Raw genomic sequence first — 6,363 nt, 5'->3', positions numbered from 1 at the left:
AGATGTAGTTAAAATAACAAGCCCTGAGATAAAACTCAGGGTTTTTATTTTTTATAAGCTAAAGATTTATTAAATTCAAATTATTATGATTGTGAGATGATGATTTTGAATGAAAAGTTTATGAAAATAGCTATTGAGTTAGCAAAAAAAGGTATAGGGAATGTAAATCCTAATCCATTGGTTGGTGCAGTCATTGTTAAAGATGGAAAAATTATTGGACAAGGTTATCATGAAAGATATGGAGAAGGCCATGCAGAAGTTAATGCATTTAAAAGTTTAGATGATGATCCAACAGGGGCTACTATGTATGTTACTTTAGAACCATGCTTTCATTATGGAAAAACACCACCTTGTGCAGATAGAATTATTGAAAATAAAATAAGTAAAGTTATTATTGGTATGGTTGATCCTAACCCATTAGTATCAGGAAAAGGAATAGAAAAACTTAAAAATGCAGGAATAGAAGTTGAAGTTGGTATTTTAGAAGAGGAATGTAGAAAGATTAATGAAGTATTTATTAAGTATATAACTACTAAAAAGCCATTTGTAGTTATGAAAACAGCAATGTCACTAGATGGAAAAATAGCAACAAAAACTGGTGAATCTAAATGGATAACTAGTGAAAAGTCAAGGTTACAAGTTCATATTTTAAGAAATAAGTTTTTAGGAATTATGGTCGGTGTAAATACAATAATAAAGGATAATCCAGAATTAACATGTAGAGTGGTTGAAGGTAATAATCCTATAAGAATAATAGTAGACAGTACATTAAGAATTCCTCTGAAATCAAAAGTGTTAGAAAATCATGATAATAAGACAATAATAGCTACTACCAAAAAAGCCAATACAACAAAGGTTCAAAAATTATTGAAAAATAATATTGAAGTTCTAATTATAAATGAAAAAAATGGACGAGTTGATTTAAATGATCTTATGAGAAGGCTTGGAGAGCTTAATATAGATAGCATCTTATTAGAAGGTGGCTCAACATTAAATTACTCTGCATTAGAAGAAGGGATAGTTGATAAAGTAATGATATATATGGCTCCTAAAATAATAGGAGGAGAAACAGCTAAAACTCCAGTTGGTGGTAGAGGAATAGATAAATTAAATAATGCTTTTAAACTAAAAAATATAACTACAATGAATGTAGGTAAGGATATTTTAGTAGAAGGCTATATAAGTTAGGTGATAGTTATATGTTTACAGGAATAATTGAAGAACTTGGAATAATTAAAGAAATTAAAAGAGGAGTTAAATCCTCAAAGTTAATTATTAAGGCAAATAAAGTATTAGAAAAAACAAAAGTAGGGGATAGTATTTGCACTAATGGTGTATGCTTGACAGTAACTAATCTAAAAGGTAATAGTTTTGAAGCTGATGTTATGGCTGAAACATTAAGAAGAAGTAACTTAGGACTTTTAGACATAGGTAATAAGGTGAATTTGGAAAGAGCATTAACTTTGGAAAGCAGGATTGGTGGGAATATTGTAAGTGGACATATAGATGGAATAGGTCAGATTATTTCATTAGAAAAAGAGGATAATGCTACTTGGGTTACGGTAAAGGCAGCAAGTAAAATATTAAGATATGTTGTCTTAAAAGGTTCAATAACTATAGATGGTATAAGCTTAACAGTTGCTTATGTAGATGAAAGTATATTTAAAGTTTCTATAATCCCACATACAGCACAAGAAACGACTTTATTAAATAAATCTATTGGTGAAACTGTTAATTTAGAATGCGATGTTATTTCAAAATATGTTGAAAAACTTATGGGATTTGCATCAAAAGAAGAATATAACCCAAATACATCAATAAGTGAAGAATTTTTAAGAGAAAATGGATTTTTTTAAGGAGAAAGGAAGTATGTAAAATGTATAAATTTAATACTATTGAGGAAGCAATTAGTGATATAAAAGATGGAAAGATAATTATTGTTGTAGACAACCCAGATAGGGAAAATGAAGGGGATCTGTTAATGGCAGCAGAAAAGGTTACAGGTGAAGCCATAAATTTTATGGCTAAGTATGGGCGTGGACTTATTTGCATGCCAGTTGAAGAAGAAAGATTAAATGAACTTAAAATAGGACCAATGGTTGAAAATAATACAGATAATCATGAAACAGCATTTACAGTTGCTATTGATCATGCTAGTACAACTACTGGAATTTCTGCATTTGAAAGAGCAATTACAATTCAAAAGGTACTTGATGATAATTCTAAACCAGAGGATTTTAGAAGACCAGGGCATGTATTTCCTTTAGTGGCTAAAAAAAATGGCGTTTTAGAAAGAAATGGACATACAGAAGCAGCAGTTGACTTGCCTAAACTTGCGGGATTAAAAGGTGCAGGAGTTATATGTGAAGTTATGAAGGATGATGGTACAATGGCACGGACTCCAGATTTAGTGGAATTTGCTAAAGTTCATAATTTGAAAATAATAACTATTGAAGAGTTAATAAAGTATAGGAAAGAAAAAGAAAGTAATGAAGCCAAAGTGGAAAGAGTTGTTGAAATTAAAATGCCAACTAGATATGGTGATTTTAAAATGTATGGATTTATAAATAAGTTAAATGGAGAGCATCACGTAGCTTTAGTTAAAGGAGATATAACTTCTAATAATTCAGTTTTAATAAGAGTACATTCTGAATGTCTAACTGGAGATGCTTTAGGATCAAAAAGATGTGATTGTGGAGAACAATATGATGCAGCTATGAAAAGAATTGCTGAAGAAGGCACTGGAATTTTACTATATATGAGACAAGAAGGGAGAGGAATTGGACTTATTAATAAGTTAAGGGCTTATGCACTTCAAGATAAAGGCTATGATACTGTTGAAGCTAATGAAATTTTAGGTTTTCCAGCAGATATGAGAAGTTATGATGTTGCAGCTGCAATTTTAAAGGATTTAGGAGTCTTTAAGGTAAATTTAATGACTAATAATCCTAGAAAAATAGATGGATTAGAATGTAATGGGATAGAAATTGTAAATAGAGTTCCCATTGCAATGAACCACAATGAAAAAAATGAGTTTTATCTCCAAACTAAAAAAGAAAAAATGGGACATATGATTTAAATTTAAGTAATAATAGAAAAAGAGTGTATGTTTAGTAAAGATATAAGAGGATAAAGTATTTAGGTTAATAAATGGATAGGTATATTTTGGCTTAATTAGTTAAAATAAGCTTTTATTAAAAAGATGTTAGATAAATTGTAAGTTGGAAATTTATATTAAATGAAATTTTAGGAGGAAAAAGAAATGAGAATAATAGAAGGAAATCTAGTAGCACAAGGACTAAGGGTTGGAATAGTGGTAGGTAGATTTAATGAATTTATAGTATCAAAATTATTAGGTGGAGCTTTAGATGGGTTAAAGAGACATGGGGTAGATGAAGATAATATAGAAGTAGCATGGGTTCCAGGAGCATTTGAAATTCCACTAGTAGCAAAGAAAATGGCTCAAAATGATAAGTATGATGCAGTAATTTGTTTAGGAGCAGTTATTAAAGGATCAACACCTCACTTTGATTATGTTTGTGCAGAAGCTTCAAAAGGTATCGCAACAGTATCACTTCAAACTGAAAAGCCAGTAATATTCGGAGTATTAACTACAGATAGTATAGAACAAGCTATAGAAAGAGCAGGTACTAAAGCTGGAAACAAAGGATATGATGCCGCAGTTACTGCAATTGAAATGGCTAATCTTTTAAAGAATTTGTAATATTATGAAGTATATTATTTTTGATTATGATGGTACTTTGCATAATAGTATAAGGATTTATGAACCGGCATTTAAAAGAGCATATGATTATTTAGTAAGCAATGGTTATGCTGAAGAAAAGGTATTTAAGGAGGAGGAAATTAGTAAGTTTCTTGGGCTTACTGTAAGACAAATGTGGAATGATTTTATGCCAAGTTTACCAGCGGATGAAAAGAAAAAATGTAGTTCAATCATAGGAGAAGCTATGATTCAATATATTGATGCAGGACAAGCTGAATTATATGAGGGTACTATAGAAACACTTGTTAAGTTAAATGAGTTAGGTTATAAATTAATATTTCTTAGTAATTGTAAGGTTGGTTATATGAAGAAACATATAGAAATTTTTAGCTTAGATAAGTATTTTATAGATTTTTATTGTAGCGAGAATTTTGGCTTTAAACCTAAGCATGAAATTTTCAAATTTATTAAAGAAAAGCATCAAGGGAATTTTATTATTGTTGGTGATAGATTTGTTGATATTGAAATAGCTAAAAAGCATAATTTATATTCTATTGGATGTGCTTATGGATATGGAAATCATAATGAACTTAAAGATGCAGATTATATTATAGATAGTATTAATGAAATTATTGATATAAGAGAGATATAGCTTAAAAAGCTATGTCTCTTTTTCAGTGTATAAAGAGATAATTAGAAGAATATTACAGGCTGAAAATAGGAATGTATATTAATTTTTATAATTTATAAATATAATTATATTTATAGTATTAAGAATTAAAACATGAGAATTTAAAAATGAATTATAAGGGGATGGAAAAATGAATGGGATTGTTATTTATGGTAGCCATTATGGAACAACACAACAATATGCAGAAGAGTTAGCTAAAAGAATAAATTTAAAATGTTTAAATTTTAAAGAGGTTACAGAGATAAACGATTATGATGAGATTATTTATCTTGGTGGTTTATATGCTGGTGGTATATTAGGCATGGAGAAAACCTTTAAGAAAATCAGTAATCCTAATAATAAAAAAATAGTAATTGTAACAGTTGGATTAGCAGATCCAAAAGATAAAGAAAATATTAAGGCCATAAAGAATAATATTGAAAAGCAGCTTTTACCTGAAATTTTTGAGAAAGTTCAAATATTTAACTTGCGAGGGGGAATAGATTATTCAAAATTAAACTTTCTGCATAAATCTATGATGAAATTATTATATAATAAAATAAAAAATATTCCTGAAGATGAAAGAACTGCAGATGTTAAATTTTAAAATAAAGCTAAGTCACCCTTAGCTTTATTTTCTTATAAATAGTTTTACAATCAAAATATTTGATAATTGTACATTGACAACTAAAAATACATTATATATACTAATGATATAACATATAGTTATAAAAACTATATAAATTAGATGGAATAACTAGGAGGATTAATATATGAAATTAAATTCATTGATTATAGGAGATTTAGAAGCAAAGGTTCCAATAATTCAAGGGGGAATGGGAGTAGGTGTAAGCTTGTCTTCGCTTGCAGGAGCAGTAGCAAAAGAAGGAGCAATAGGAGTAATATCAGCAGCACAACCTGGATTTTTAGAAGAGGATTTTGGAAAAGATTCATTAACAGCTAATATTAGGGCATTAGGTAAACATATTAAAAAAGCAAAACAAATATCAAATGGTGGAATAATTGGTGTTAACATTATGTGCGCCACTAGAAATTATGAAGAGTATGTAAAATGCGCAATTGATAATGGTGCTGATTTAATTATATCAGGTGCAGGATTACCTACTGATTTACCAAAGTTTACAGAAGGGTCAAATATAAAATTAGCACCTATAGTATCTCCACCAAAGTCTGCAAGTGTTATTTTAAAAATGTGGGATAGACGTTATGGTAGAACTGCAGATATGGTAATTATTGAAGGTCCAAAGGCAGGTGGACATTTAGGATTTTCAAGCGAAAGTTTAAAAGAATATGAATCAAAAGCTTATGACAAAGAAGTGCTTGAAATTCTTGAAATAGTAAAGGTATATGAAGAAAAATATAATAAGAAAATACCGGTAATATTTGCAGGTGGCGTTTATGATAGAGATGATATTAATCATTATATGAATTTAGGATGTGCTGGAGTTCAAATGGCAACAAGATTTGTAGCAACTGAAGAATGTGATGCTCATATTAATTTTAAGATGGCATATATAAATGCTAAAAAGGAAGATGTAATGATTGTAAAAAGTCCAGTTGGTATGCCAGGGCGAGCTATAAGTAATAAATTCATGGAAGAAAGAAAGTTAACAAATGAAAAAATAAGTAAATGTTATAAATGCTTAAAGAAATGTGATATGGCAACTATACCTTATTGCATAACAGGTGCTTTAGTACGTGCAGTAAAAGGTGATGTTGATAATTCACTTGTATTTTGTGGTGAAAATGCATATAGGTTAGATAAAATTACAACTGTTAAGAAATTAATAGAAGAATTAAATAGTTAGAAAAGATGGGGTATATATAATTGATATGCCTCATTAAAAATTTTTTAGTACATAAATTTTTTATCTTCAAAAACTATTATAATCTTGAAGATAGTATAATAATTATAACTATGGATATTTAAAATAAAATGTATAATTCT

At 28.9% G+C, this 6,363-nt stretch carries 7 protein-coding genes; all 7 read left to right on the top strand.

What is annotated here, in order from left to right; all coding sequences use genetic code 11:
• Positions 1-105: 105 nt before the first annotated feature.
• The 7 genes from ribD to I4V63_RS01235 all read left to right on the top strand — a co-directional run bounded on the left by ribD (position 106) and on the right by I4V63_RS01235 (position 6,223).
• Complete coding sequence (gene ribD, locus I4V63_RS01265; protein ID WP_195999487.1) at positions 106-1,188, top strand: bifunctional diaminohydroxyphosphoribosylaminopyrimidine deaminase/5-amino-6-(5-phosphoribosylamino)uracil reductase RibD; 1,083 nt, start codon at positions 106-108, stop codon at positions 1,186-1,188.
• An 11-nt stretch (positions 1,189-1,199) separates the two neighbouring features.
• On the top strand, positions 1,200-1,856 hold the full coding sequence (locus I4V63_RS01260; protein WP_195999486.1) for a riboflavin synthase: 657 nt from the start codon (positions 1,200-1,202) through the stop codon (positions 1,854-1,856).
• Positions 1,857-1,876: 20 nt separating this feature from the next.
• Positions 1,877-3,079 (top strand): bifunctional 3,4-dihydroxy-2-butanone-4-phosphate synthase/GTP cyclohydrolase II, encoded by a 1,203-nt coding sequence (locus I4V63_RS01255; RefSeq protein WP_195999485.1) that lies wholly within the window; start codon positions 1,877-1,879, stop codon positions 3,077-3,079.
• A gap of 183 nt (positions 3,080-3,262) precedes the next feature.
• Positions 3,263-3,724 (top strand): 6,7-dimethyl-8-ribityllumazine synthase, encoded by a 462-nt coding sequence (ribE, locus tag I4V63_RS01250; protein ID WP_195999484.1) that lies wholly within the window; start codon positions 3,263-3,265, stop codon positions 3,722-3,724.
• A gap of 4 nt (positions 3,725-3,728) precedes the next feature.
• Complete coding sequence (locus tag I4V63_RS01245) at positions 3,729-4,376, top strand: HAD family hydrolase (protein WP_195999483.1); 648 nt, start codon at positions 3,729-3,731, stop codon at positions 4,374-4,376.
• 169 nt (positions 4,377-4,545) lie between these two features.
• Positions 4,546-5,001, top strand: a complete 456-nt coding sequence (locus I4V63_RS01240) for a flavodoxin domain-containing protein (RefSeq protein WP_195999482.1) — start codon at positions 4,546-4,548, stop codon at positions 4,999-5,001.
• 166 nt (positions 5,002-5,167) lie between these two features.
• On the top strand, positions 5,168-6,223 hold the full coding sequence (locus I4V63_RS01235; RefSeq protein WP_195999481.1) for a nitronate monooxygenase family protein: 1,056 nt from the start codon (positions 5,168-5,170) through the stop codon (positions 6,221-6,223).
• The last annotated feature ends 140 nt before the right edge of the window (positions 6,224-6,363 follow it).

It is taken from the genome of Clostridium sp. 1001271B_151109_B4, from assembly GCF_015670405.1.
In the GTDB taxonomy this organism is placed as follows: Bacteria; Bacillota; Clostridia; order Clostridiales; family Clostridiaceae; genus Clostridium.
This window is presented reverse-complemented; position numbering and strand designations above follow the sequence as displayed.

Excerpts from the sequence above, each read along its gene's own strand:
- I4V63_RS01260 (WP_195999486.1), top strand. The coding sequence starts at position 1,200 with ATGTTTACAGGAATAATTGAAGAACTTGGAATAATTAAAGAAATTAAA.
- I4V63_RS01255 (WP_195999485.1), top strand. The coding sequence starts at position 1,877 with ATGTATAAATTTAATACTATTGAGGAAGCAATTAGTGATATAAAAGAT.
- ribE (WP_195999484.1), top strand. The coding sequence starts at position 3,263 with ATGAGAATAATAGAAGGAAATCTAGTAGCACAAGGACTAAGGGTTGGA.
- I4V63_RS01245 (WP_195999483.1), top strand. The coding sequence starts at position 3,729 with ATGAAGTATATTATTTTTGATTATGATGGTACTTTGCATAATAGTATA.
- I4V63_RS01240 (WP_195999482.1), top strand. The coding sequence starts at position 4,546 with ATGAATGGGATTGTTATTTATGGTAGCCATTATGGAACAACACAACAA.
- I4V63_RS01235 (WP_195999481.1), top strand. The coding sequence starts at position 5,168 with ATGAAATTAAATTCATTGATTATAGGAGATTTAGAAGCAAAGGTTCCA.